The following is a 22,688-nucleotide window of genomic DNA, read 5'->3' on the forward strand; positions in this document are numbered from 1 at the left end:
AGAGGCTCCAATCAACCCTCCCCTTCGCAACCACCTCGGGAAATATGTTTGCCAAGCAGTCTCTCGAGGCGACCAAGAAGCAAGCTGTCGCTGGCGACTGCAGGTCGGCTGAGATGACTAACCCTGCGCCTTTGCTGGGCTCTGTCGGAGTCGTGGCCGCCGCTCACTTCGTGGACGGCCTTACCGAAAGCCGTGTCGTCTACATCGTGCGCCTTAATCAGCGATTGCAGAATCGGTTCTCGGTTTCGGTGCGGTGGCTCAAAGCCTGCGTGAGCTCGCGCGAACTTTCGGCATGGAAGCATTGGCAAGTTCGACTAGAGAGAACCTTCCCGACGGCCGAAGGCCACACGCGGTTGCCCTATCGCAGGAACGAAAATGGAAGAGAAGCAGAACTTTCGTGTGCGAGTTTTGCACACGCTAGCTCATAACTAACTGATTTTCTTTAAGTATCGTCCCCATCCATCATAGGGGCGACCGAAATCCGGACGCTTTTACAGTTGTTATCTTGCATTCCTGGCGACTTCTAGCGCTGCAAACGGTTCGACTTGCCGCTCACATAGGCGATTTCGCGGCATTTTCCTACCTGCAACGCTGGGCGAGCTGGGTGTTGGTGCTCGTGTAGGTGTAGGTGGTCGAGGTCGCCCCCCGTTGACCAGCGAACGCGTCAGCCGGTTGCCGGCGACATCATAGCTGTCGTTGCCATAGCTACCCACCCCGTTCGTGACCCGCCCTACCAGATCATACTGGAAGGTTTGCGTCAGGCCGACCCATTCCCGCTTTCCTTGCCATTCCTAAGGCGACCGTCATTCTTACTTATGAACATACGGCTATGGCTGCAGGTGACGGCGACAATACAGCCGCTCTCGAGTTGGTAGTGGCCGACATAGCAGGCAGACGGATTCGGATCGATCTCCGCTTGCCTGCGCGGCCTTGCCTGTTCGTGGCGCCGCCATGCGACGGCCTCCGATATGGTCTGGATCATTCTCCGGTCTCCATTGTTGATGCACCGCATTGGCGATGTGCTTTCGCCCGTTGTCAGTTGTACGGCGACCAACATTGCTGGCGAGGCCCCTTGTAGGGTTGATAGCTGTTGTCCCAAGCGCGGTAGGAGACGTAGCGCTCGGAACACCACCGCACATGCGCTGCGGCAAGCCGAACCGCCGGACGCGGTGGTAATGGTGCGACGGTCGCCGCCGCGACACCGGCGGCAAAGGCGGCGGCGGGGAACCAGTAGCCGTTGTAGTAGCGGTAGCCGGGCCGCACACGGACATAGCCCCGGTAGCCGTTGTAGTAGTAGCCGCCGCCGACGACGTAGAAGCCGCGACGAAACCAGACCGGCGTCGGCGCTGTGGTTACCGATGCCGGGCCAGAAGCCGGCGCGACCGGCAAGGCCTCGGCCGGCGAGGCGAGCACTGTGGCGCCAATCATCAAACCGCAAAATGCTGTGATTGTCCGTTTCATCTTTTCACTCCTTTTGGATGGGGTCGAAGGGCTCGGGGATTACTGACGTCGGAGCGCCCGCAGTTCGGAGATCGAAAGCGCGCCGTCACCATTCGTGTCCGCCCGCAGCAACCGATCGGGAATGAAGGCGGCAAACTCGTCGCGCGAAATCCTGCCGTCGCCATTGCGGTCGATGCGGCTGGCTTGTGCCTGGAAGCCGGCGAATTGCGCGGTCTGGAAGTCGCGCTTCGACTTCACCTGTTCCATCGCCGCGCGCACTTCGCCCGCGTCGAGCAGACCATTGTGGTTGGCATCCATCCGGTCGAACATCTGCGCCCGCGCGGCCTGGATCTCGCTGAATTCGAGCTTGCGGTCGCCGTTGGTGTCGATGCGCCGGAAGAGTTCCCTGGCGCCGCTGCCGTCCGCAGCACTGGCGCTGCCCGCGCCAAGCAACAGGCCGACAAAGGCCATGATGATCTTGTTCATGCTGGTCTCCGCATTGGATCGGATGGTCCGCCGCGGACCTTCCTTGCAGAGCCTTCTACGCAGCGCCTCTCGTGCTCCTACGCGGGAAGGGTGATTTTTTCTCGGTACTGCCGGCGCAACGACCGATCCCTGCCGGTGGGGATTGGCAGGTCCAGCAAAGAATCTTGCGCGTCGAGCGTAGGAGCCGGGCTCTCGCTGCGTATCGGTCAGCAGTCGCCCCCCGCGACGGGAGAACGAAAGGACATCATCATGAAACGCTCAGTACTGATTGCGGCCCTGCTCATCGGGCTCACTCCGCTCGGCGCGGCCCAGGCGCAGGACCTGCCCGGCCAGCGCATTCTGCAACGGATCGACACCAACGGCGACGGCGTCATCTCGAAGGAGGAGATGGCGGCCGCCCGCGAGCGCGTGTTCAAGCGGCTCGATCGCAATGGCGACGGCGTCATCGACGAGAAGGAAATCGCGAGTGCCCGCCAGGCGATCAAGGACCGTGCCGAGGTGGCGCAGGCGCGGCTCGGCAACCGCTGGCGGCGCATGGATGCCAATGGCGACGGCAAGGTCTCCGAGCAGGAATTCGCCAGCAGCATGCCTTTGTTCGACCTCGCGGATCGGGATGGCGACGACAAGCTGTCGGCCGACGAGATTGCCTCCGTCCGCAAGCTGATAGCCAAGCGTACCAACTGATCTTCAACGCCGATCGATCGTCAATCTGCCTCACCAAGGAACATGACATGACCTTTCCAATGAAAATCCAGCTGTTCTGCCTCGGCGCCATCTTCCTCGCATCGGCGGCATCTCCTGCCTCGGCCGAGGAATGGAAACGGCCGACTGCGCATGGCGGCGAGATCAGCCGCAGCGTCGGCAAGGACGGCAACGTCTACACCGGCTCGACAACTCGCACCGGCCCCAATGGCGGCACCTATACGTCCAACTCAAAATGCGTAGGAGGCGTTGTTGACCGCTGTGCCCGCAGCTATTCTGGTACCGGGCCGAATGGACAGACCTTTTCGGGAAAACGGGTGTCGGCGCGCGGGCCGTTCCGGGGCCGCTCGGCCGGCAGCTTCACCGGCCCAAACGGCAACAGGGTCCACGGTTTCCGCCGCTGGCGTCGCTGACATTCTGGTGTGATGGATTTGAACCCGAAATTCGTTTCTGTGCTCCTCCTGATCGATGCGAATTTCGGATTCGCCGAACCAGCAGCCTCGTCCGTGGATGCCCGCCGCCGTGCGACATGAGGAGCCCCGTGGCGACGATGAGCTTCTGGCGCGCATCGCCACGGGCAGCCAAAGCGCGCTGTCCGAGCTCATCGCCCGCCATGGCCGTGGGCTGCGGATATTTGCCGCGCGCTATCTCGGCAATGCTGGCGACGCCGAGGATGTGGTGCAGGAGGTGTTCGTGACTGTCTGGAAACAGGCCGCGCGGTTCGATCCGGCCAGAGGGCGGGCTTCGACCTGGCTCTACCGGATCACCGCCAACCGTTGCATCGACCAGCGTCGACGCAGGGCGCTACGCAGTTTCATCGGGCTGGACGACATAAGCGACGAGGTCGCGTCGCCGGAGGCGGATGCCGAAGCGACGACCGCGGCGCGGCAGGAACTGGCGATCGTGCGCGACGGGCTCTCGCGCCTGCCGGAACGGCAGCGCATGGCAGTGCTGCTCAGGGCCGTAGGCGACCTAGATATCGCGGCAATCGCCGAGGTGATGGGCAGCAGCGCCGGCTCGGCCGAGCAATTGCTTGTTCGCGGACGGCGCGCACTCAGGGATCATTTGGCAATGGCGGCCGTGGGCCGCGAAAGGAAGTCCTCATGACACGGGACGAATTCGAACGAAACAGGCGGCGCTTCGGCGACATTGTCGAGGCATGGCCGGCGCCCTTCCGCCAGCAGGCACTGGCCTTGATGGCAGCGGAGCGGAAGGACGATCCCGATGCCGCGCTCGACCGCCTCGTTCTTGAAGCAGCGCTGACCGATGGCGACGACCAGGAACTGGCTAGCAAGGTGCTGGCTCGCATCGAAGCCGGCTCGGCTGGCCCATCCTTCCGGGCGCGCCTGCTCTTGAGTCCGACCGGGTTCGCGGCCTGCGCCGCTGCCGCGCTCGTGACGGCGGCGCTGGCAGGCTACCAGGTGGCGCGGCTGCAGGACGATCCGTCCGATACGGAGCTTCTGGCGCTGGCGTCGGGATCGTCGCTGGCCGATGGCGGTGTTGTCGCGGATGATCCGGCAGAGGAGGGCTCGCTTTGAAGCGCTCCTGGATATGGGCGGCGACGCTGGTGCTGCTTGCGCTGTCGCTCGCCCTCAACTTCTTCCTCGTCGGCTATGCTGTGCATGGGCTGCGCCAGGGCGCGGCAGCGCGCGTGCTGTTGTCGGAAATCGCCAGCAGCTATCCGCCCGAGGTGAGGAAGGAGTTCCGCGGCGTGCTGCGCGACAACCGCGCGCGAACCTTCCAGGCACTGCGCGAACTGCGTGCCGCGCGCGCCAATCTGGCGGCGGCACAGAAAGCCACGCCTTTCGACGAAGCCGCGGTGAAGGATGCGATGGCAGCGGTGCGCACCGCCACGACCAGCCTTCAGGCGACGATGCAGGACTATCTCCTGATGGCGCTGAAGAATGTCAACGCCAAACCCGCTGTGGGAGGCTGAGCCGCCACGGCCCTACTTGGGGGCACAATCGTCGCCGACCTATGTCGATATCCAACTGGCTTGCGAGGCCCGATCGCGAAGATGGAACAATGCGGTACGACAGGCTTGTCCTGACCTTGCTCCGGCGCGACCTCTCGGCTGGCTTGCGCTTGATGCGCCGCCGCGACCTTGCCTGGAGCGGGCTTGGTGCCGGCGCCCTTTTTGCCTACGCCATGGCCGACATCGTTGTCGCGTTACAGGCGGGGGCGGCCACGCGTCATGCAGGCGCTGCAATGCAGTGGCTTCTCGGTTCCGAATGATTTTTCCGTCATCGGTCTCGACGATATCGCGGTCGCCCTTCATAGCCGCCCACCCTTGACGACCATCCGCATCGACCGCATCGAACTGGGTCGCGCCGGCATACAGATGCTGATGAAACGCATCGCGGATCCGGGCGCAAACATTGTGCGCGTCAACATCGGCGTGCGCTTGGTCGAACGCGCCACCGTTGGCCCGGTGCGAAAAACGACCCTATGAGGGCATCTGTGGCCGCCCGACAGACAGGAACGGATCAATTCGAGCGTCTGTCAACATAGGTGTAGACGCCGGCCCCTATGGCGACCGCACCGACCGTGATCACGATCGATGGTGCGCCCATCAAACTGGCGAGGACCGCCCAGACAAGGGCGATGACGATAGCGCCGAGTGTTCCCAGGATCAGTCTCGGCAATGTCTGCCCTTCCACGTGCGGACCGTCCGTGGATTGGTCATCAACCACCGGTCACGCGCAGCATGAAAGCACAAGATAGCCCGTGGGGTGAAGGGCCGGGCGCGGGAATAGGCTGGTGCGAGAAACAGCGGCCCGAGCCACTACGGCGCAGGCGTTCAATCACAAAATGACCGGACTGGACCCTAACGTCTCAGCGCGTAGACTTCGGCCACGCTTTCGCCGCCCAATGGCAGCGCCATGTCGTCGTCGAGCAGGCGGGTGATACGGGCAAAACCGGTGAAGGCCTTCCTTGCCTCCTCAGGCGACATCCGGCCCGACAGGGCTGCGGAGCAGCAATTCAGGGCACATTGATACACAGGCCCACGCCGACCCGACGGCCATTTCTGCAGAAAGACCATCGCTTCGGCAACGCTATCGACTTCCTCGACGGGGTGTCCCTGCCCGCGCGCAATGCGCACCGGCGTAAAGAAATGCAAGCGGTCCATTTGTTCTCTCCCTGGTCGGCCGCAGTGCGAACCAACCTTATGGAATTCGCGAACGGCGAGTTGGTTCCCGCTTCTTGCAAAAAAATTTGCGCGGATTGACTTGGGATTGTTGGCGGCCGGATTTTATCCGGAACGTTACGCCCGCTGACGCATTTCGCTCCTGTGTTCGCCTTTGAGGGACAGTCCAAATCATGCGCATAGCCCACGTCGCCCCCCTGCACGAATCCGTGCCGCCCAGGCTCTATGGCGGAACCGAGCGGATCGTTTCCTACCTCACCGAAGGGTTGGTCGAACTCGGCCATGAGGTGACCTTGTTCGCCAGCGGCGACAGCCACACATCCGCCAGGCTGGTTCCGGGCCGCAAACGCGCGCTGCGCCTCGATCCGCGCCCGCTCAAGTCGGACACCGCGGCGCATCTCGCGATGCTGGCAGATGTGAGGAACCGAGCTCAGGACTTTGATATCATTCATTTTCACCTCAGCCACTTCCTGCATTTTTCGTTCTTCGACCATATGCCGGACAAAACGGTGACGACGCCACACGGCCGGCTCGACTATGTCGATCTGGCGCCGGCCTATGAGCGCTTTCCACGCTTTCCCCTGATTTCGATCTCGCGCAGCCAGAGAGGCGGGCTTGCCAACGCCAATTGGCTGGCGACCATCCATCACGGGCTGCCGATCGGCCTCTACCAGCCGACCTTCGAGCCGGCGGCCGACGAACCATATCTTGCCTTTCTCGGCCGGCTGTCGCGCGACAAGCGGCCGGACCGCGCCATCGACATCGCCTTGCGCTCGGGCATGAAGCTCAAGCTGGCGGCCAAGATCGGCGATGACGACCGGGCCTATTTCCACGAGACGATCGAACCGCTGATCGACGGCGACCGCATCGATTATGTCGGTGAGATCGCCGAGGACGAAAAGGCTGAATTCCTCGGCAATGCCGCCGGGCTCCTGTTTCCGATCGACTGGCCCGAGCCGTTCGGCCTTGCCGCGATCGAGGCGATGGCCTGCGGTACGCCAACCATCGGCTGGAACTGCGGCGCATTGCCGGAAGTCATTGACCATGGCGTTACCGGCTTTATCATCGATTCGCTCGACGACGCAGTCGCCGCGGTGCCGGCCTTGCTGCAGCTCGACCGGAGAAAGGTGCGCGCCGTCTTCGAAAAGCGGTTCTCCGCCAACAGGATGGCCCGTGACTATCTCTCTGCTTATGCGCGCCTGATCGGTAATTCAGCGGAAAAGAAAGCGTCTTGAACGACGGCCGACGCTCCGAGCCCGAAAACAGAGATCTGTGACTGATGACTGAACTTGACGAGCGCAAGCTCGACCCTGCCGTGGCCCTCGCCTCCCTTGACGAAACCGCGCCGCGCGAGCCGCACCGGCTGTTCGCCCTGAAACAAGGCGACTGTTTTGTGGTGGCCGATGCCTATGGCGACATCCGGGGCGCCGGTGACGGCTTCTTTCGCGACGACACGCGTGTGCTGTCGGAGTTTCGGCTGACCGTCGGCGGCCGGCAGACATCGCTCCTCGGCGCCTCGCTCAGTCAGGACAATGTGCTGTTCTCCAGCAATTTGACCAACCTGCCGATGCAAAGCGTCGGCGGCCGCGACATCCCGCAAGGCGCGATCCACATCGAACGCGTCAGATTGCTTTGGCAGGACCGGCTGTTCGAACGCATCACCCTGTCCAACTACAGCCAGGAGCATTCGGCAATCCGCATCTCGCTGCACTTCGCCGCCGATTTCCGCGACATGTTCGAGGTGCGCGGGTCGACCAGGCCAAAGCGCGGCACGGCGCATGCGGCCGAAATCGACGCGACATCCGTGCTCTTGCGTTACGACGGACTGGACGGTCTGGCGCGGCAGTCAGCGATCTCGTTTTCGCAGGCGCCGGACCAGCTCAGCGCCGAGCGTGCGGATTTCCTGATCGCGGTGACCAAGCGCAGCAGCAAGGTGTTCTATGTCGAGGTCGGCCCGGAACTGGCCGAGCCGCCTGACCGCGACCGTTTTCGCGCCGCGGCCGCTCGTGCCCGCTTCGGCATGCGAGCGAAGCGCCGTCATGGCGCGACGGTGCACAGTTCAGGCCGCGTCTTCAACGACTGGGTCGAACGCGCCCGCGCCGATGTGGCCTTGCTGACCACCGAGCTTTCGACCGGCCCCTACCCTTATGCAGGCATTCCCTGGTTCTCGACTGCATTCGGCCGCGACGGCGTTATCTCGGCGCTGCAGATGCTGTGGCTCAACCCCGGCCTGGCGCGCGGCGTGCTTTCCTTCCTCGCTCAGCATCAGGCGACCGAGACATCGCCATTCAGCGACTCGCAGCCCGGCAAGATCATGCACGAGACGCGCAAGGGCGAGATGGTGGCGCTGCAGGAGCTTCCCTTCGGCCGCTACTACGGTGGCGTCGACACCACGCCGCTCTACATCCACCTCGCCTGCGCCTATGCAGAGCGCACCGGCGACATGGACTTCATCGCCAGCCTGTGGCCGTCTCTCTGCGCCGCCGCCGAGTGGACCGAGGAAGCCAGCCGCGCGACAGGCTTCGTCACCTATCAGCGCGCCGCTGAATCCGGCCTCGCCAACCAGGGCTGGAAGGACAGTTTCGACTCTGTGTTCCACGCCGATGGGCGCATCCCCAAAGGACCGATCGCGCTGGTCGAGGTGCAGGGCTATGTTTTTGCCGCCTTCAGGGGCCTGGCTGCTCTTGCCCGCCGACGGGGCGAGTTCGCGCAAGCCGAGCACTGGGAAAACCGCGCCGAAGAGATGCGGATCGCCGTCGAACGCGATTTCTGGCTCGACGATCTGGGTTTCTATGCGCTCGCCATCGATGGCGCCGGCGAACCCTGCAAGGTGCGCACCTCCAATGCCGGTCACCTGCTCTATGTCGGGCTGCCCGAGCCGGCGCGGGCGCAGATGGTCGCCGACCAGCTGCTATCGGCGTCCTTCCAGTCGGGCTGGGGGGTGAGGACGCTTGCCGACGATGCGGTGCTGTTCAACCCGATGTCGTATCACAATGGCTCGATCTGGCCGCACGACACGGCGATTTGCGGCGCCGGCCTGGCGCGGTTTGGCGAGCGCGACAATGTGGTGCGGCTGATGAGCGGCACGTTCGAATCCGCCGTGCATTTCAACATGCGGCTGCCGGAACTGTTCTGCGGCTTTACCCGCTCGGTCGGCGAAGCGCCGATCGCCTATCCCGTCGCCTGCCTGCCGCAGGCGTGGTCGGCGGGTTCGGCCTTCATGCTGATGCAGGCTTGCCTCGGTCTGGAAATCGACGGCTGGAATGGTGAAATCCATGTCACCCGTCCAAGGCTGCCGATCGGCATCGACACGCTGACGCTGAGGCATCTCGGCGTTGGCGAAAAGAAAGTCGATCTCACTTTCCAGCGCGTCGGCGACCGCGTCGTCGCCTTTCTCGCCGACCGCCATGAAGGGTTGGTTCCGCTGATCGTGCGAAGCTGAACTGGTCATTTCGGTCGGAACCGATCGCGGTTTTGTGCGTTGCAAAATGACAGCTGTCGGCGACCAGGCTGCCAGCGATAGGTTCAAATTCGAAACAAGAAGAATGACCGCCAAAGGCGGAGATTGGCACTTCAATGACAAATTATGGCGTCGAGATGCTCTGGATCGTGATCCTGGCAAGCCTCGGCCTATCCGCCCTCGCCGTCCTGTTTTCGATATCCCGGCGCCGAGACAGCCACGCACCGGCCGTTGCCCGCGCGGCTGGTGAGGATGTGGCGGCGGAAGCGGCGCGCAAGGTCATGCGCGAGTTCGAAAAGAACGGCCAGTCCGCCGATGCCGCACTGGTGACATGGTCACCCGAGACCTTGCGCAAGATCCTCGCCGACGACCTCCCGGACGCCCAGGTCATCGTCGTCTCCAACCGCGAACCTTACATCCACAACGTCAAGGACAATGGCGTCGAGCTTGTCGTGCCTGCCAGCGGGCTGGTGTCGGCGCTGGAGCCGATCACACGCGCCTGCGGCGGCACCTGGATCGCCTATGGCGGCGGTAGCGCGGACCGCCTCACTGTGGACGACAACGACCGGGTGCCAGTGCCGCCGGACAAGCCGTCCTACACGCTGCGCCGCGTATGGCTGAGCGAGGAGGAATATCAAGGCTACTATCTCGGCTTTGCCAATGAAGGCCTGTGGCCGCTCTGCCATATCGCCTTCACCCGGCCGATCTTCCGCGCCTCGGACTGGGAAGCCTATGAGGCCGTCAACCGCAAGTTCGCCGATACGGTTGTGGCAGAGGCGCGCAACGAGCGGCCGATCGTGCTGGTCCAGGACTACCATTTCGCGCTGCTGCCGCGCATGATCCGCGAGCGCCTGCCGGAGGCGATCGTCATCACCTTCTGGCATATCCCTTGGCCGAACTCCGAAGTTTTCAGCATCTGCCCATGGCGCGAACGCATCCTGGAGGGGCTGCTCGGCAGCTCGATCATCGGCTTCCACACCCAGTTCCACGCCAACAATTTTACCGAAAGCGTCGATCGCTTCCTGGAAAGCCGTATCGAGCGCGCCGATGCGGCGATCTCTTACGGTGGCCAGACGACGCTGGTGCACGCCTACCCCATCTCCATCGAATGGCCGGCCGAACTTCTGTCGAAGCTGCCCACAGTCGAGGAATGCCGAACCCGCCTGCGCGACAGGTTCGGCCTCAAGGCCGACGTTAAGCTCTGCATCGGCGTCGAACGACTGGACTACACCAAGGGCATTCTCGACCGTTTTCAGGCCTTGGACGAATTGTTCACGCGCCATCCCGAATGGATCGGCAGACTCGTCTTCCTGCAGATCGCGGCGCCCAGCCGCGGCACGCTACCGGCGTACCAGCAACTGCATGACGAATGCATGCGCTATGCCGACGAGCTCAATCAGCGCTATGGCAGCAGCGACGGCTACAAGCCGGTCATCATGGTGGCCGAACATCACTCGCAGGAACAGGTCTACGAGATCTATCGCGCTGCCGACATCTGCATGGTCACCAGCCTGCATGACGGCATGAATCTCGTCGCCAAGGAATTCGTCGCCGCGCGCGACGACGAGCAGGGCGTGCTGTTGCTCAGCACATTTGCCGGTGCGTCGCGCGAACTGCTCGAGGCGCTGATCGTCAATCCCTACGATGCGGCGATGATGAGCGATGCGCTGCTGCAGGCACTGACCATGTCGCCGGACGAACAGCGCGAGCGCATGCGCCCGATGCGCGAAATGGTGCGCGACAACAATGTCTATCGCTGGGCCGGCAGCATGCTGCTGGACGCGGCGCGGCTGCGCAAACGCAGCGACCTCGACCGGGCGACAGGTGTCACCGAACGGCCTGCAACCACCGATAGCAACATCGTCTCGCTTTTCGATCGCATGCGGCGGGTGGCGTCATGAATAGTCTACCGAAGGCATTGGGCCTGCCAGCAGCTCCCGACCTGCCGGAAGGACAATGGGCACTTTTCCTCGACATTGACGGCACCTTGCTCGAACACGCCGCCCACCCGGACGCGGTGTCCGTCAGCGACGAGTTGCGCAGTCTGCTCGGCGTCATCGAACAACGGCTGGGCGGCGCCGTCGCCTTCATCACCGGCCGCTCGGTGGAAGTCGCCGACCGCCTGTTTCATCCGCTGAAGCTGCGCGTTGCTGGCCTCTATGGGCTGGAACACCGGCTGACGCCTGACGGTCCTGTTGTTGCCGCGGATGCTCCCGCCGATATGGTCGCCCTTGCCGACGCCATTGAAGCCGAACTGGATGACGGCCAGGTTCATATCGAGCGCAAGGGTCCGATCCTCGCCATTCACACCCGCGCGGCGCCGCATCTGCTGGCCAGGGCTACCCAGCTTGTCGAGCAGGCATTAGCCGAGCTCCCCAAAGGCTACCGCGTCATTCCCGGAAATGCCGGCGTTGAACTCATGCCGCTCGAGGCGGCCAAGGGCGCTGCCGTGCGGCGTTTCATGGCGATCTCGCCCTTTACCGGAAGGCGGCCGGTTTTCCTCGGTGACGACACCGCTGATGAAAACGGTTTCGAGGCGATCAACGAAGCCGGCGGCATCTCGATCCGGGTCAGGCCGCGCGGCCCCACTGTAGCTCAGTACCAGCTCGATGACGTCACCCGTGCGATAGCTTGGCTTGCCGCCAATTTCGAAGCGTCACCGGCCCTCGCCCGCAAAGCATCCTGATCGCTGGCACCAGCGGATCGAATCAAGACCGCCGGAACTGCGGCCCGTCTCCGACAAACGCTGACCGATAAGCGCGATTCTCGTTGAATATCTTTAAGGCCAAAGCCGGCAAATGGATTGCTTGCCGGTTCCCTTGCGTCAGGCTTAACCTGCGCGGCACCGCGTGGAGGCGCGTTCGGCTAGCAAGGGGAGGACATCGCAGTGACAATACAAGGCGCATCGCCTGGCCTTTACAATGAGGACCTCGCCCCGGCAAAGGTGCGGAACTGGGGGCCATTCTCGATCTTCAATGTCTGGACGTCGGACGTTCACAGCCTGTGGGGCTATTATCTCGCTGCCAGCCTGTTCTTGTTTTGCGGCGGCTTCGTCAATTTCATCATCGCCATCGGCATCGGCTCGCTGATCATCTATGCACTGATGAACATGGTCGGCTATGCCGGCGTGAAGACCGGCGTGCCCTACCCCGTGCTGGCCCGCGCCTCGTTCGGCATCTGGGGCGCCAACATTCCGGCGCTGGTGCGCGCCATCGTCGCCTGCTTCTGGTATGGCGCGCAGACTGCCGCCGCTTCCGGCGCCATCGTGGCGCTTCTGATCCGCTCGCAATGGTTCGCCGATTTCAACGCCAACACGCATTTCCTCGGTCATAGCGGCCTGGAGGTGATCTGCTTCGTCGTCATCTGGGCGCTGCAGCTTTTGATCATCCAGCGCGGCATGGACACGGTGCGCCGCTTCCAGGATTGGGCTGGCCCGGCCGTGTGGGTGATGATGCTGATCCTGGCGATCTATCTCTGCGTCAAAGCCGGGACCTTCGCCTTCACCAGCGACATCCCGATGGACGTGCTGCTCGAAAAGACCAAGGACGCCGGCGTGCCGGGCACGCCCGGTTCGTGGACGGCGCTGTTTGCTGTGGCGGCGATCTGGGTCACCTACTTCTCGGCGCTCTATCTCAACTTCTGCGATTTCGCCCGTTACGCGCCGGACCAGGCGTCCCTGCGCAAGGGCAACATCTGGGGCCTGCCGGTCAATTTGATCCTGTTCTCGCTGGTTGCCGGCGTCACCACCATTGCCGCCTATGACGTCTATCACGAAGTGCTGCTGCACCCCGACCAGATCTCGGCCAAGTTCGACAGCTGGTTCCTGGCCGCACTTGCCGCACTGACCTTCGCGGTGGCGACGCTCGGCATCAATGTGGTGGCGAACTTCGTCTCCCCAGCCTTCGACTTCTCCAACGTCTTTCCCCGGCAGATCGACTTCAAGAAGGGCGGCTACATCGCAGCCTTGATCGCGCTGGTGCTCTACCCCTTCGCGCCGTGGGAAGGCAGTGCGGCATCCTTCGTCAACATCATCGGCGCGACGATGGGCCCGATCTTCGGGGTGATGATGGTCGACTACTATCTGATCCGCAAAGGCGAGGTCGACGTCGAGGCGCTCTACCGCGAGGACGGCGAGTTTCGCTTCCAGGGCGGCTGGCACGTCAATGCCTTTATCGCCGCCGGCATCGGCGCCATCTTCTCGTCGATCCTGCCCAACTTCACCAACTGGCTGCCGGCCTGGTGGGGCGTCTATGGCTGGTTCTTCGGCGTGGCGATTGCCGGCGCCATCTACTACGTGCTGCGCACGATGGCACTGGGTGCTGGAGCGAAGACGGCGAAGGCATGAAATGGAGGGAATAAGGCAGTAGGGCAGTAAGGGAGTAGGGAAATAGGAGCCCTACTGCCCTACTGCCCTACTGCCCTACTGCCCTACTGCCCTACTGCCTATTCTTCCCACCATCTCAGCCAACCTCCGCACCGTGTTCCAGTTGCGTGCGGTGCCGATGCCCATGCGCTTGTGGTTCATCGCCGAAAGCAGGCGCGAGCTTGGCCGCTCGCGCGAAAAGACGACCCAGATGTCGCCGTCGACCGAAGCCACCTTCTCATCGTCGGCGGCATAGGCCTGGAGCGCTGCTACACCGTCCATGGGCGCGGGATTGCGCATGATCCGCACCGCCACCTGATCGCCGGTTTCAGCCGACTCGACTGGGAATGGATTGCCGGCGGCGAGTTTCAGCCAGTCCTCGGCAGTGCGCACGATGATGACGACATGGCGGCCGAAGGTTTTTTCGAAGGCCGTTTCGAGCCGCTGTTCCAGCCTGGTGATATCCGCCGCGCGCGCCTCGAAGACCAGATTGCCCGTCGCTACCAGTGTGCGCGGGTTCTTCAGTCCGAGGCCTTCGGCCATCGTCTTGAGGTCGGACATGACGACCCGGCGGCCTTCGCCGAGGATGATGCTGTAGAGCAGCGCGACATAGGTTTGCATCAGCTGCTAAACCCGCAGGCAGCTAGACCAGCCGCGATTGTTCCACAGCCGCCTCGATGAAGCTGGCAAACAGCGGATGCGGCTCAAGCGGCCGGCTCTTTAGTTCCGGGTGATACTGGACGCCGATGAACCAGGGATGGTCGGGGTATTCGACCGTTTCCGGCAGCACGCCGTCGGGCGACATGCCGGCAAACACCAGGCCGCAATCTTCCAGCCGCTCCTTGTAGTCGACATTGACCTCGTAGCGGTGGCGGTGGCGCTCGGAAATCTGGGTATCACCGTAGATCTCGGCGATCTTCGAACCCTTGGTGAGCTCGGCCTGATAGGCGCCGAGCCGCATGGTGCCGCCGAGATCGCCGGTCTCGCGGCGCTTTTCCAGCATGTTGCCCTTCAGCCATTCGGTCATCAGGCCGACCACGGGCTCGTCGGTCGGGCCGAATTCGGTCGACGAGGCATGCTCGACGCCGGCCAGCGACCGCGCCGCCTCGATGCAGGCCATCTGCATGCCGAAGCAGATGCCGAAATACGGCACCTTGCGCTCACGCGCGAATTTTGCCGCCAGGATCTTGCCTTCGGAGCCGCGCTCGCCGAAGCCGCCGGGGACCAGGATGCCATGCACCTTTTCCAGCCAAGGCGTCGGGTCTTCCTTCTCGAAGATCTCGCTTTCGATCCAGTCGAGCTTAACCTTGACGCGGTTGGCCATGCCGCCATGCGACAGCGCCTCGATCAGCGATTTGTAGGCGTCCTTGAGGCCGGTATATTTGCCGACCACGGCGATGGTGACCTCGCCTTCCGGATTGTGGATGCGGTTGGACACCGCCTGCCAGGGCTCCATACGGGGTTTGGGTGCCGGGTCGATGCCGAAGGCGGCCAGCACTTCCGAATCGAGGCCTTCCTTGTGATAGGCCATCGGCACGTCATAGATGTGCGGTACGTCGAGCGCCTGGATGACGGCACTTTCCCTGACATTGCAGAACAGCGACAGTTTTCTGCGCTCTTCCTTGGGAATGGCGCGGTCGGCGCGGACCAGCAGGATGTCGGGCGCAATGCCGATCCCGCGCAGTTCCTTGACCGAATGCTGGGTCGGCTTGGTCTTCAGCTCGCCGGCCGTCGGGATGTAGGGCATCAAGGTCAAATGCACATAGACCGCGTTGTTGCGCGGCAGGTCGTTGCCGAGCTGGCGGATCGCCTCCAGGAAAGGCATCGCCTCGATGTCGCCGACGGTGCCGCCGATCTCGCACAGCACGAAGTCGTAATCGTCATTGCCGTCGAGGACGAAATGCTTGATCTCGTCGGTGACGTGCGGAATGACCTGGACGGTCGCGCCGAGATAGTCGCCGCGCCGCTCGCGCTCGATGATGTTCTTGTAGATGCGGCCGGTGGTGATGTTGTCCTGCTGGTTGGCCGAGCGGCCGGTGAAACGCTCGTAATGGCCAAGATCGAGATCGGTCTCGGCACCGTCATCGGTGACGAAGACCTCGCCATGCTGGTAAGGCGACATCGTGCCGGGATCGACATTGAGATAGGGATCGAGCTTTTTGATGCGTGCGCGATAGCCTCGCGCCTGCAAGAGAGCCCCAAGGGCCGCTGCGGCAATGCCTTTTCCAAGTGAGGAAACCACGCCGCCTGTGATGAATACATATCGCGCCATGGGAGTCATCGCTTAACGCGGCCGAATTGATTCCGCCAGAGAAAAAACCGCCGCTGAGGCTTTTTCCAGAGAAGGCGCGATAGTCCCGAGGTTCGAGACTGTAGTTCTTGGTCAAAACAAAAGGGCCGGCAGAAGCCGGCCCTTTCGGCAGAATTGGAAGAACCTCAGATGATGACGACCTTGGTGCCGACCCGGACGCGGCTGTAGAGGTCCATGACGTGCTCGTTGATCATCCGGAAGCAGCCATTGGAGGCGCTGGTTCCGATCGACTGCGGCGCGATGGTGCCGTGGATGCGCAGATGCGTGTCCTTCTTGCCGTCATAAAGGTAGATGGCGCGGGCGCCGAGCGGGTTCTGACCGCCGCCGGGCATGCCGTCCTTGTACTGGCCATAGTGCTTGGGCTCGCGCTTCTGCATGTCCAGCGTCGGGATCCAGCGCGGCCATTCCTGCTTGTCGCCAACCGCAACCGTACCCTTGAATTGCAGGCCTTCGCGGCCGACCGCAATGGCATAGCGGCGGGCGGTGAAAGCCGATTCGACGAGGTAGAGACGGCGTGCGCTGGTATCGATGACGATGGTTCCCGGCTCATAACCGGCGAATTCGACGTCCTGTGGCACGAATTCCGGCTTCACCTTGAACTGCTTCTTGGCTTCGCGCCTGGCGAGCGCCTGATCGAGTGCCCGCGTCTCGGGAAGATAGGCAATCGAGGAGGCAGACGATGTGCCGCCGAACAGGCCGGCGAAGAGCCCCCCGCTCCTCGGCTTCTGGCCCGGGGCCTCGCTGCGCAATTCGCCATTGTTGCCGGTCAGCGCGACGTTCATCGCTTCGGCCGGGAGTGGTTCGGCCGACTCGATCGGCACGAGCGACGCAATCGGGTCAACTGGCGAGATGATCTTGGTGGTCTTCTTGGCCGGCTTGGCGTCGGCGACCACGACCGGCTTGCCCTTGCTGGCCAGGAAGGCCTGGCGCTGAGCGTCGGCCTTGGCTTTCGCCGCCTCGCGCATGGCCAGCTTGCGGGCCTCGAGCGCCTTGGCGCCGGCTGCCGCCTTGTCGGCCGCGATCTTGTCTTCGAGCTTGCTGATCTGAGCCAGATCGTCCGAGCTCGGGTTCTTCTTCTTCTTGAGAAGCTTCAGCTGCGCCGCATCGCTTTTGGCGGCGACGTTGATGACAGCGGTTTTGCCAACCGCCTGCGGTGAGGTCATTGCCGGAGTGCCGGCGAAGGCCGCGGAGCTCATGCCGAATACGGCACAAAACCCCATGAAAATGAAGCTGCGAAGCTGCATAGCGAAGATCCGATCGTTCAATGCTTGTTGCCCACGGCGTCGCCCGGCGCCCCCCAAGGGCGCAGAAAGTGCCGCGCGCAATCTATAATCGAAGTGCCGGAGCGGCCTCAAGCGGAACGCATGGTCGAATCTTCGTGATCAAGTGCCATTTGCCGCGACTGTGTTGAAACAACAACAGATCGCGGCATGTGACCCTATCCGACTACTGGTTCGGGACCTGTGGCGTGACCGGCAAGGTGACGCCGTTGGCAGCCGGCGGCGTGGCCGAATCGGTCGCAGGCGCTGTCGCCGGAGCCGGAGCCGGAGCCGGGGCTGTGGCAGGAGCGGTCGCCGGCGGCGGCGTGGCGGCGCCATTGCCCGAAGGCGCAGCCGGTGCGGTGGTGCCGGCAGGTGGCGCCGGCGGCGTCGTGCCGGGCAGTTGGTTGAGCACGCCGTTGCCGCTGTCGGCCGGCACGCGGTCGAGAATGTCGATCGGCTTTTCGCCGTAGCGGGCAACGATCGAGAGTGTCAGCGACGTGACGAAGAAAGCCGCAGCCAGGATCGCCGTCGCGCGCGTCAGTGCATTGGCGGCACCGCGCGCGGTCATGAAACCGGAACCGCCGCCAATGCCGAGACCACCGCCTTCGGAGCGCTGCAGCAGCACCACGCCGACAAGGGCGAGCACGACCATGAGGTGGATGACGATCAGTACGGTTTCCATATTTTATCCTGGCAAGCCCTGCCGCTCCCTGGCGATCAGGGCCGGTGATTTGGAGGCGGCTCCATACAATGCTTTAACGGCATTTCCAAGCCCGTGGCCGGAATATGGGAAGCAATGCGCCCTTTGCAACGATTTCGGCCGCGGCGCGGCGTTTCATAAGTCGGCGAGGGAGCGGAGCCTACGCGATACTCTGGTAGGCTTCGGCGATGGCGAGAAAATCCGCCGCCTTCAGGCTTGCGCCGCCGACGAGCGCGCCGTCGACGTTTTTGACGCCGAGCAGTTCGACCGCATTGGACGGCTTGACGGAGCCGCCATAGAGGATGCGGATCTTGCCGGCCGCTGAGGCCCCGAGTCCCGCCGACAATTTTTCGCGGATATGCGCATGCGCCTCGGCCACGTCGTCGGCGGTCGGCGTCAGGCCGGTGCCGATCGCCCATACCGGTTCGTAGGCGATGACGGTGTTGGCCGCCGTCGCGCTGGGCGGCACCGAGCCGGCGACCTGGCGCGACAGCACGTCGAGCGCGGCGCCCGCTTCGCGCTCGGCCTTGGTTTCGCCGATGCAGATGATGGCCACAAGCCCGGCTCGCCATGCGGCAGACGCCTTCGCCTGCACAATCGCATCGTCCTCGCCGCGCTGTTCGCGGCATTCGGAATGGCCGACGATGACGTGGCTGGCGCCGGCATCCTTCAGCATCTCGGCCGAGACACAGCCGGTAAACGCGCCGCTCTCCTTGATGTGGCAATCCTCGCCCCCGGCCCGCACCGGCGTGCGCGACAGGATTTCGGCCGCGCGCGACAGCAAGGTCGCCGGCACGCAGACCAATGCCTCGGTCTCGGCATCGAGCCCGCTCATGAAGCCGTTGCCGATCATCCTGAGCTCGTTCAGCGAGGCACTGGTGCCGTTCATTTTCCAGTTGCCGGCAACGAGCGGTCGAATTCCTGGCGTCATGGGATCTGGTTCTCCGGGCGACATTGGGGTCCCGCCCTCCCTATCAAAATCAGGCCACAAAGCAATCGACAGTGAGCCGGAAGGGCGCTATTGCGCTTGTTTCAGACTCGGGCGCACGCAAAACTGCGCAAAAATCGGAAGTAACAATGCTTGGTATATTGAGAAACGCGGCAGGGACCTGGGTCGCGAAAGCGCTGCTGTCGCTGCTGGTGTTGAGTTTCCTTGCCTGGGGTGCCACCACCCGCATGGCGGGCGGCTTCCTGGCCGGACATCACGCGGTCATCACCGCCGGCAGCACCACCGTGTCGATCACCGAATACCGCCTCGCCTACGATCGCCAGATCAACATGCTGCAGCAGCAGATCGGCCAGCGCATCAGCCGCGAGCAGGCCAAGGCCTATGGCATCGACAACCAGGTGCTGGCGCAGCTGGTGTCGGGCGCCGTCCTCGACGAACAGGCGCGCAAGCTCGGACTTGGCTTCTCCAAGGACAGGCTGGCCGAACTGACGCGCCAGGAACCTGCCTTCCAGGGCCCGAATGGCCAGTTCGATCGCCGGCTGTTCGAATCCCGGCTGCGCGAACTCGGCATGCGGCCGGAGGACTATCTGAAGAACCGGGCTCAGGTGGCGGTGCGCCAGCAGATCGTCGAGGCGGTTTCGGACGGCCTCAAGGCTCCGGACACCTTCTTCAAGGCGGTCGCGCTCTATCGCGGCGAAGACCGCACCATCGACTATTTGACCTTGCCGAAGGCGCTGGTCGAGCCGATCCAGGCACCATCCGACAGCGTGCTTCAGGCCTATTTCGAGGCCAACAAGAAAACCTACGCGGCGCCGGAATACCGCAAATTCTCCTATGTCCGGCTCGAGCCTGAAGACATCATGGATATCAGCGCCGTGACCGACCAGCAGGTCAGCGACGATTACAACAAGAACAAGGGGCGCTACACCACGCCGGAAATGCGCACCATCGAACAGCTGGTGTTTCCGACGCTGGACGCCGCCAAGGCCGCGTCCGATTCGCTGAAGACGGGCGCCACCTTCGACAAGATCGTCACCGCGCAAGGAAAGACCCAGGCCGATACGCTGCTTGGCACGCTCTCCAAGGACAAGATCAGCGACAAGGCGGTCGCCGATGCCGCATTCGCGCTTGCCGTCAACGAAATCAGCCCGGTCGTCCAGGGCACGTTCGGCCCGGTGCTTTTGCGCGTCACCGAGATCAAGCCGGAAGTGGTGAAGCCGCTGGCCGAAGTGTCTGACCAGATCCGCAAGGATCTGGCGCTGGGCGAAGCAAGCCGCATCCTGCTCGACGTGCACGACAATTACGAAGACACCCGCGCCGCCGGCAGCACGCTCGCCGAAGCCGCCGCCAAACTGAAGCTCAAGGACGTCACCGTCGAGGCCATCGACCGCACCGGCCTCAAGCCGGACGGGACCATCATCAAGGACCTGCCGGCATCGCCTGACCTGATCAAGGCGGTGTTCGAGGCTGAGCCCAACACCGAGAATGAAGCCCTGACCACGACCAACAATGGCTTCGTGTTCTACGAGCTGACATCGATCACGCCGGCTCGCGACCGCACGCTCGACGAGGTTCGCCAGAGGGTGGTGGCCGACTGGACGACCGAGGAAACGACCAAACGGCTGACCGCGAAGGCAGACGAGCTCGACAAACGCCTCAAGGCCGGCACCACACTCGACGTCATCGCCGGCGAACTGAAGCTCGAAAAGCAGACCAAGCGCGGCGTGAAGCGCGAGGCCGACGACGTCGATTTCGGCAAGGACGGCGCTGCAGCGATGTTCGGCGTCGGCGAAGGCGGCACAGGGCTGATCCCCTCGCCCACCGGCGAAGGCCAGATTCTGTTCAAGGTGGCCGAAGTGTTCGAGCCGGCCGGAGCCGACGCCAGTTCGGTGCCCGACGACGCGCAGAAATCCTTCACGCAAGGCATGTCCGACGATCTGCTCGACCAGTTGGTGGCGCAATTGCAGACGCAATACGCCGTCAGCATCGACCAGGCCGCCGTTGCGCAAGCCGTAGCCCAATGAACGTTTTGGCCCCATGAGCGCCCTCAAGATCCATATCGCCAAGGTCGCCAGCGGGACCGCGCTTACCTTCGAGGAAGCGCGCGAAGCCTTCGACATCATCATGTCGGGCGACGCGACGCCGGGCCAGATCGGCGGCTTCCTGATGGCGCTGCGCGTACGTGGCGAGACGGTGAGCGAGATCTCCGGTGCCGTTGCAACCATGCGCGCCAAGATGCTGCGCGTCGAAGCCCCTGAAGGCGCCATCGACATCGTCGGCACCGGCGGCGACAACTCCCATTCGGTCAACATCTCGACGGCCTCGGCCTTCGTCATCGCCGGTTGCGGCGTGCCGGTGGCAAAGCATGGCAATCGCGGCCTGTCGTCGCTGACGGGCGCCGCCGACGTGCTGGTTGCGCTCGGCGTCAAGATCGATATCCCGCCGGAGACGATCGGCCGCTGCATCCATGAGGCGGGCGTCGGCTTCATGTTCGCGCCGGCGCATCATCCGGCAATGAAGCATGTCGGCCCAACGCGCGTCGAGCTCGGCACCCGCACCATCTTCAACCTGCTCGGACCGCTGTCCAATCCGGCCGGCGTAAGCCGCCAGATGGTCGGCGTGTTCTTGCCGGAATGGATCGTGCCGGTGGCCGAGACATTGAAGGCGCTGGGTACAGAGCATGCCTGGGTCGTCCATGGCGACGGCTATGACGAGATCACCACCACCGGCGAAACGCAGGTTGCCGAACTGGCCGGTGGCGAGATCCGCCACTTTACGCTGACCCCGGAAGCAGTCGGTTTGCAGCGCCACACCAAGGACGAGTTGCGCGGCGGAGACGCCGCCTACAATGCCCAGGCTTTGCGCGACATGCTGGGCGGCGCTGCCGGCGCCTATCGCGACACGGTGCTGATGAATGCCGGCGCCGGCATGGTGGTGGCGGGCAAGGCAACAACGCTTGCCGACGGCATGGCGGCGGCGGCACAAGCCATCGACAGCGGCCGGGCGCTAGGCGTGCTCGACAGGCTGGTCGAGATTTCGAACGGATAGGGCCGTGGCTGACATTCTGCGCAAGATCGAGGCCTACAAGCGCGACGAGATCGCGGCGGCAAAGGCGCTGATACCGCTGGCCGAGATCAAGGCACGGGCGAAGGATGCCGCCGCGCCGCGCGGCTTTCTCGCGGCGCTCGAGGCGAAGCGCAGATCGGGCAACTTTGCCCTGATAGCCGAGATCAAGAAGGCGAGCCCTTCCAAAGGGTTGATCCGTGCCGATTTCGACCCACCGACGCTGGCGCAGGCCTATGAAAAAGGCGGCGCCGCCTGTCTTTCGGTGCTGACCGATGCGCCGTCCTTCCAGGGCGCGCCGGAATTTCTAACAAACGCCCGCAAGGCGGTGTCGCTGCCCGCGCTGCGCAAGGATTTCCTGTTCGATCCCTACCAGGTCTACGAGGCGCGCGCCTGGGGCGCCGACGCCATCCTGATCATCATGGCCAGCGTCGACGATGCCTTGGCGAGCGAATTGGAAGCGACCGCATTCGAGCTCGGGATGGATGCGCTGATCGAGGTGCATGACGAAGCCGAGACCGAGCGCGCGCTAAAACTGTCGTCGCGGCTGATCGGCATCAACAACCGCAATCTGAGGACGTTCGAGACCAGTCTTGAAACCTCCGAGCGGCTGGCATCCATGGTGCCGGGCGGCCGCTTGCTGGTCAGCGAGAGCGGCATTTTCACCCACGACGACTGCCTCAGGATGCAAAAGGCCGCCATCGAAACCTTCCTTGTCGGCGAGAGCCTGATGCGGCAACAGGATGTGGCGGCGGCAACGCGCCTGCTTCTGACGGGCAAGACGCCGGCAGAGGCCGTCTGAGG

23 protein-coding genes are annotated in these 22,688 nt (G+C 63.5%); 14 read left to right on the forward strand and 9 right to left on the reverse strand.

Annotated features, from left to right (window positions below; all coding sequences use genetic code 11):
• Positions 1–1,035: 1,035 nt before the first annotated feature.
• On the reverse strand, positions 1,036–1,461 hold the full coding sequence (locus AC1D1N_RS13630) for a BA14K family protein (RefSeq protein WP_112561673.1): 426 nt from the start codon (positions 1,459–1,461) through the stop codon (positions 1,036–1,038).
• 39 nt (positions 1,462–1,500) lie between these two features.
• Positions 1,501–1,926, reverse strand: coding sequence for an EF-hand domain-containing protein (locus AC1D1N_RS13635; protein WP_477349095.1), 426 nt, complete (start codon positions 1,924–1,926; stop codon positions 1,501–1,503).
• Positions 1,927–2,175: 249 nt separating this feature from the next.
• Between AC1D1N_RS13635 and AC1D1N_RS13640 the strand changes: the two genes are divergently transcribed.
• The 6 genes from AC1D1N_RS13640 (at position 2,176) to AC1D1N_RS13665 (ending at position 5,080) form a co-directional block, all read left to right on the forward strand.
• A complete protein-coding gene (locus tag AC1D1N_RS13640; protein ID WP_477349097.1) occupies positions 2,176–2,610 on the forward strand; it encodes an EF-hand domain-containing protein in 435 nt (144 codons plus the stop codon).
• Positions 2,611–2,657: 47 nt separating this feature from the next.
• Positions 2,658–3,041, forward strand: a complete 384-nt coding sequence (locus AC1D1N_RS13645) for a hypothetical protein (RefSeq protein WP_477349099.1) — start codon at positions 2,658–2,660, stop codon at positions 3,039–3,041.
• A 109-nt stretch (positions 3,042–3,150) separates the two neighbouring features.
• Positions 3,151–3,735, forward strand: coding sequence for an RNA polymerase sigma factor (locus tag AC1D1N_RS13650; protein ID WP_477349101.1), 585 nt, complete (start codon positions 3,151–3,153; stop codon positions 3,733–3,735).
• On the forward strand, positions 3,732–4,166 hold the full coding sequence (locus AC1D1N_RS13655; protein ID WP_436259898.1) for a hypothetical protein: 435 nt from the start codon (positions 3,732–3,734) through the stop codon (positions 4,164–4,166). The genes AC1D1N_RS13650 and AC1D1N_RS13655 overlap by 4 nt, the downstream gene beginning before the upstream one ends.
• Complete coding sequence (locus AC1D1N_RS13660) at positions 4,163–4,564, forward strand: periplasmic heavy metal sensor (RefSeq protein ID WP_436259897.1); 402 nt, start codon at positions 4,163–4,165, stop codon at positions 4,562–4,564. Before AC1D1N_RS13655 ends, AC1D1N_RS13660 begins: the two co-directional genes overlap by 4 nt.
• A gap of 258 nt (positions 4,565–4,822) precedes the next feature.
• The gene (locus AC1D1N_RS13665) at positions 4,823–5,080 is read left to right on the forward strand and encodes a substrate-binding domain-containing protein (RefSeq protein ID WP_112561665.1); all 258 of its coding nucleotides are present in this window, start codon (positions 4,823–4,825) and stop codon (positions 5,078–5,080) included.
• A gap of 34 nt (positions 5,081–5,114) precedes the next feature.
• On the opposite strand, the gene AC1D1N_RS13670 is transcribed toward AC1D1N_RS13665, so the two are convergent.
• Positions 5,115–5,273, reverse strand: coding sequence for a hypothetical protein (locus tag AC1D1N_RS13670; RefSeq protein ID WP_162712116.1), 159 nt, complete (start codon positions 5,271–5,273; stop codon positions 5,115–5,117).
• Between the two features lie 182 nt (positions 5,274–5,455).
• A complete protein-coding gene (locus tag AC1D1N_RS13675) occupies positions 5,456–5,758 on the reverse strand; it encodes a DUF982 domain-containing protein (protein ID WP_477349104.1) in 303 nt (100 codons plus the stop codon).
• A 191-nt stretch (positions 5,759–5,949) separates the two neighbouring features.
• On the opposite strand from AC1D1N_RS13675, the gene AC1D1N_RS13680 reads away from it, so the two are divergent.
• The 5 genes from AC1D1N_RS13680 to AC1D1N_RS13700 all read left to right on the forward strand — a co-directional run bounded on the left by AC1D1N_RS13680 (position 5,950) and on the right by AC1D1N_RS13700 (position 13,581).
• Positions 5,950–7,011, forward strand: a complete 1,062-nt coding sequence (locus AC1D1N_RS13680) for a glycosyltransferase family 4 protein (protein WP_477349106.1) — start codon at positions 5,950–5,952, stop codon at positions 7,009–7,011.
• Positions 7,012–7,055: 44 nt separating this feature from the next.
• Positions 7,056–9,218, forward strand: coding sequence for an amylo-alpha-1,6-glucosidase (locus AC1D1N_RS13685; protein ID WP_112561661.1), 2,163 nt, complete (start codon positions 7,056–7,058; stop codon positions 9,216–9,218).
• A gap of 134 nt (positions 9,219–9,352) precedes the next feature.
• Entirely contained in the window at positions 9,353–11,137 is a 1,785-nt protein-coding gene (locus AC1D1N_RS13690) for an alpha,alpha-trehalose-phosphate synthase (UDP-forming) (protein WP_477349109.1), read from the forward strand.
• Positions 11,134–11,922, forward strand: a complete 789-nt coding sequence (gene otsB, locus AC1D1N_RS13695) for a trehalose-phosphatase (RefSeq protein ID WP_477349111.1) — start codon at positions 11,134–11,136, stop codon at positions 11,920–11,922. The genes AC1D1N_RS13690 and otsB overlap by 4 nt, the downstream gene beginning before the upstream one ends.
• A 201-nt stretch (positions 11,923–12,123) precedes the next feature.
• Positions 12,124–13,581, forward strand: coding sequence for an NCS1 family nucleobase:cation symporter-1 (locus AC1D1N_RS13700; RefSeq protein WP_477349113.1), 1,458 nt, complete (start codon positions 12,124–12,126; stop codon positions 13,579–13,581).
• 75 nt (positions 13,582–13,656) lie between these two features.
• Here the strand turns inward: AC1D1N_RS13700 and AC1D1N_RS13705 are convergent, their stop codons facing one another.
• From AC1D1N_RS13705 to tpiA, 5 genes are all read right to left on the reverse strand, one after another.
• Positions 13,657–14,220: a DUF1697 domain-containing protein gene (locus AC1D1N_RS13705; protein ID WP_477349115.1), complete on the reverse strand. Its 564-nt coding sequence runs from the start codon at positions 14,218–14,220 to the stop codon at positions 13,657–13,659.
• Positions 14,221–14,242: 22 nt separating this feature from the next.
• On the reverse strand, positions 14,243–15,880 hold the full coding sequence (locus AC1D1N_RS13710) for a CTP synthase (RefSeq protein ID WP_352586144.1): 1,638 nt from the start codon (positions 15,878–15,880) through the stop codon (positions 14,243–14,245).
• Between the two features lie 155 nt (positions 15,881–16,035).
• Positions 16,036–17,154: a L,D-transpeptidase gene (locus AC1D1N_RS13715; protein WP_477349117.1), complete on the reverse strand. Its 1,119-nt coding sequence runs from the start codon at positions 17,152–17,154 to the stop codon at positions 16,036–16,038.
• Between the two features lie 202 nt (positions 17,155–17,356).
• Positions 17,357–17,854 carry a preprotein translocase subunit SecG gene (secG, locus tag AC1D1N_RS13720; RefSeq protein WP_477349119.1) on the reverse strand — a complete coding sequence of 166 codons (498 nt, stop codon included), beginning with the start codon at positions 17,852–17,854 and terminating at the stop codon, positions 17,357–17,359.
• Between the two features lie 178 nt (positions 17,855–18,032).
• Positions 18,033–18,803 (reverse strand): triose-phosphate isomerase, encoded by a 771-nt coding sequence (gene tpiA, locus AC1D1N_RS13725; protein WP_477349121.1) that lies wholly within the window; start codon positions 18,801–18,803, stop codon positions 18,033–18,035.
• 146 nt (positions 18,804–18,949) lie between these two features.
• Between tpiA and AC1D1N_RS13730 the strand changes: the two genes are divergently transcribed.
• Genes AC1D1N_RS13730 through trpC form a run of 3 tightly spaced genes read left to right on the forward strand, consistent with a single transcriptional unit; the run spans position 18,950 to position 22,686 of the window.
• Positions 18,950–20,845, forward strand: coding sequence for a peptidyl-prolyl cis-trans isomerase (locus tag AC1D1N_RS13730; protein WP_477349123.1), 1,896 nt, complete (start codon positions 18,950–18,952; stop codon positions 20,843–20,845).
• Positions 20,846–20,858: 13 nt separating this feature from the next.
• Positions 20,859–21,869, forward strand: coding sequence for an anthranilate phosphoribosyltransferase (trpD, locus tag AC1D1N_RS13735; RefSeq protein WP_192253906.1), 1,011 nt, complete (start codon positions 20,859–20,861; stop codon positions 21,867–21,869).
• Positions 21,870–21,873: 4 nt separating this feature from the next.
• On the forward strand, positions 21,874–22,686 hold the full coding sequence (gene trpC, locus AC1D1N_RS13740; RefSeq protein ID WP_477349125.1) for an indole-3-glycerol phosphate synthase TrpC: 813 nt from the start codon (positions 21,874–21,876) through the stop codon (positions 22,684–22,686).
• Positions 22,687–22,688 lie beyond the last annotated feature (2 nt).

Source organism: Mesorhizobium sp. P2_B5, from assembly GCF_056404775.1.

Coding starts and splice junctions, on each gene's coding strand:
- AC1D1N_RS13630 (WP_112561673.1), bottom strand. CDS start 1,461: ATGAAACGGACAATCACAGCATTTTGCGGTTTGATGATTGGCGCCACA.
- AC1D1N_RS13635 (WP_477349095.1), bottom strand. CDS start 1,926: ATGAACAAGATCATCATGGCCTTTGTCGGCCTGTTGCTTGGCGCGGGC.
- AC1D1N_RS13640 (WP_477349097.1), top strand. CDS start 2,176: ATGAAACGCTCAGTACTGATTGCGGCCCTGCTCATCGGGCTCACTCCG.
- AC1D1N_RS13645 (WP_477349099.1), top strand. CDS start 2,658: ATGACCTTTCCAATGAAAATCCAGCTGTTCTGCCTCGGCGCCATCTTC.
- AC1D1N_RS13655 (WP_436259898.1), top strand. CDS start 3,732: ATGACACGGGACGAATTCGAACGAAACAGGCGGCGCTTCGGCGACATT.
- AC1D1N_RS13665 (WP_112561665.1), top strand. CDS start 4,823: ATGCAGGCGCTGCAATGCAGTGGCTTCTCGGTTCCGAATGATTTTTCC.
- AC1D1N_RS13675 (WP_477349104.1), bottom strand. CDS start 5,758: ATGGACCGCTTGCATTTCTTTACGCCGGTGCGCATTGCGCGCGGGCAG.
- AC1D1N_RS13680 (WP_477349106.1), top strand. CDS start 5,950: ATGCGCATAGCCCACGTCGCCCCCCTGCACGAATCCGTGCCGCCCAGG.
- AC1D1N_RS13685 (WP_112561661.1), top strand. CDS start 7,056: ATGACTGAACTTGACGAGCGCAAGCTCGACCCTGCCGTGGCCCTCGCC.
- AC1D1N_RS13690 (WP_477349109.1), top strand. CDS start 9,353: ATGACAAATTATGGCGTCGAGATGCTCTGGATCGTGATCCTGGCAAGC.
- otsB (WP_477349111.1), top strand. CDS start 11,134: ATGAATAGTCTACCGAAGGCATTGGGCCTGCCAGCAGCTCCCGACCTG.
- AC1D1N_RS13705 (WP_477349115.1), bottom strand. CDS start 14,220: ATGCAAACCTATGTCGCGCTGCTCTACAGCATCATCCTCGGCGAAGGC.
- AC1D1N_RS13710 (WP_352586144.1), bottom strand. CDS start 15,880: ATGACTCCCATGGCGCGATATGTATTCATCACAGGCGGCGTGGTTTCC.
- AC1D1N_RS13715 (WP_477349117.1), bottom strand. CDS start 17,154: ATGCAGCTTCGCAGCTTCATTTTCATGGGGTTTTGTGCCGTATTCGGC.
- secG (WP_477349119.1), bottom strand. CDS start 17,854: ATGGAAACCGTACTGATCGTCATCCACCTCATGGTCGTGCTCGCCCTT.
- tpiA (WP_477349121.1), bottom strand. CDS start 18,803: ATGACGCCAGGAATTCGACCGCTCGTTGCCGGCAACTGGAAAATGAAC.
- AC1D1N_RS13730 (WP_477349123.1), top strand. CDS start 18,950: ATGCTTGGTATATTGAGAAACGCGGCAGGGACCTGGGTCGCGAAAGCG.
- trpD (WP_192253906.1), top strand. CDS start 20,859: ATGAGCGCCCTCAAGATCCATATCGCCAAGGTCGCCAGCGGGACCGCG.